Below are 1622 nucleotides of genomic sequence, written 5' to 3' on the forward strand. Positions count from 1 at the left end.
CCCAAACGTACAGGAATGCGGACAACCCACGCTCATTCTTGGTCCCGTCACCTTCGACATCCGACAGTGTGTTGCTGATCTCACGGGCGCTCGGCCGGTCGGCCCCGGCGGGCGTGGAGAAGCCGTCTTCATAGTCCGCCTCGGCGATCCGCAGCAACGCTTCACCGGTGCTTCCCAAGTCGGGATTTTCGAGGTTGTTTCCGGTGCCATCGATCGAGCGGACTTCATCGGGCAATTCGGGAATCACGGTCGTGGTTCCTCCATTGCGATCGCCGCGTGAAGAATCGTCCACGGTGCCGTTGCGTTCTCGTCCGAGTCGATTGATGACCCTCAATGCGTCGAGCACACTTCGCCGACCATCGTTGTTGACGTCTGTGAATCGCGAGGCATCATCGCCACCGTTACGATTCATCGAATTAATAATGATCAGCGCATCGACGGCGGAGACCTCGCCATCGTCGTTGACATCTTCGGCATCGAAAACGTTGTGTCGAAATCCGTCGAAATCGGCTGCCAGCAGACGCCGTCCTTCCAACGCTTCCCCCCGGAGCGGTCGTCTGCAACGGCGACCTCGGGGGGCGGACGCGTCACGTCGGGACAGACGTTCCAGGATGCGGATCTGTAGTCGGCGAAAAGAATCAGAAGTGGAATCGAAAAGGCTCATGGGAATTGCGCTCGCATGGGGGAGGAGAAGAGACGAGGAGGCGGGCGGGGAACGACGCCTCTAACGATTGGGGAACATCCGGAGCGATGATGTCACACCCGCAGCTCACGTTTTTGCCCAGTCGCCGTACCGCGGGACCGGTGGGCAATCCCCACGCCACCGACGACGATTTGCTATAGTGAACCATCCGCGATTGCATCCCGCCCCCGCAGTTCCACGCCTGCAATCTCACGCCCGCCGGCATCTCGATCACCGTCCCTAGCGTGATCGACCACGCCGACGTGCGACCTGCCTCCTGCTGAAATCGATATGTTCCGCACGTTTGCCTTGCCGCTGCTCGTCGCGACCGTCTGCATACACTTCGCCAGCCCTCTTCGCGCCGACCAATCGCCACCCGCCGCCGCGTCCCCGGCCCATCCCCCGGCCCAGCCCCCGGAATTCACCATCGACGTCATGCCCGTGCTGTCCAAGGCCGGGTGCAACCTGGGGACCTGTCACGGCAACTTGAACGGCAAGGGCGGATTGAAGTTGTCTCTGCGCGGCCAGGACCCGCAGTACGACTACCAGATGCTGGTGCGTGCCGCCAAGGGACGTCGCATCAACGTCGCCGCGCCGGAGTTGAGCCTGTTTCTGCGGAAAGCATCCGGCGGTGTTGCACATGGCGGCGGCACTCGGTTTTCCACCGACTCGCCTTCGTACCAGTTGCTTACACATTGGTTGCGTCACGGTGCGCCGGGACCGTCCGCCGAAGCGCCGCGGTTGATCGGACTGGACGTGCAACCGACGCAAGCGATCGTCGCCGATCCAGATCGAGCACTTCCGGTCCATGTCACCGCAACGTTTTCCGACGGCACTTCACGTGATGTCACCGATACCGCCTGTTATGAACTGTCCAATTTGAACGCGACGGTCGATGCCGATGGTGTTGTCACCCGCGACAAGTTCGGCGAGACCACCC

1 protein-coding gene and 1 pseudogene are annotated in these 1622 nt (G+C 61.7%); one reads left to right on the forward strand and one right to left on the reverse strand.

Features of this window, described 5'->3' with window-relative positions:
• A partial coding sequence (locus ABX749_RS32130) for a dockerin type I domain-containing protein (RefSeq protein WP_372899631.1) occupies positions 1-535 on the reverse strand: 535 nt, incomplete at its 3' end.
• 438 nt (positions 536-973) lie between these two features.
• On the opposite strand from ABX749_RS32130, the pseudogene ABX749_RS32135 reads away from it, so the two are divergent.
• Positions 974-1622, forward strand: a pseudogene (locus tag ABX749_RS32135) (hypothetical protein); the annotation flags it as partial.

It is taken from the genome of Stieleria sp., from assembly GCF_041595215.1.
GTDB classification, from domain to species: domain Bacteria; phylum Planctomycetota; class Planctomycetia; order Pirellulales; family Pirellulaceae; genus Stieleria; species Stieleria magnilauensis.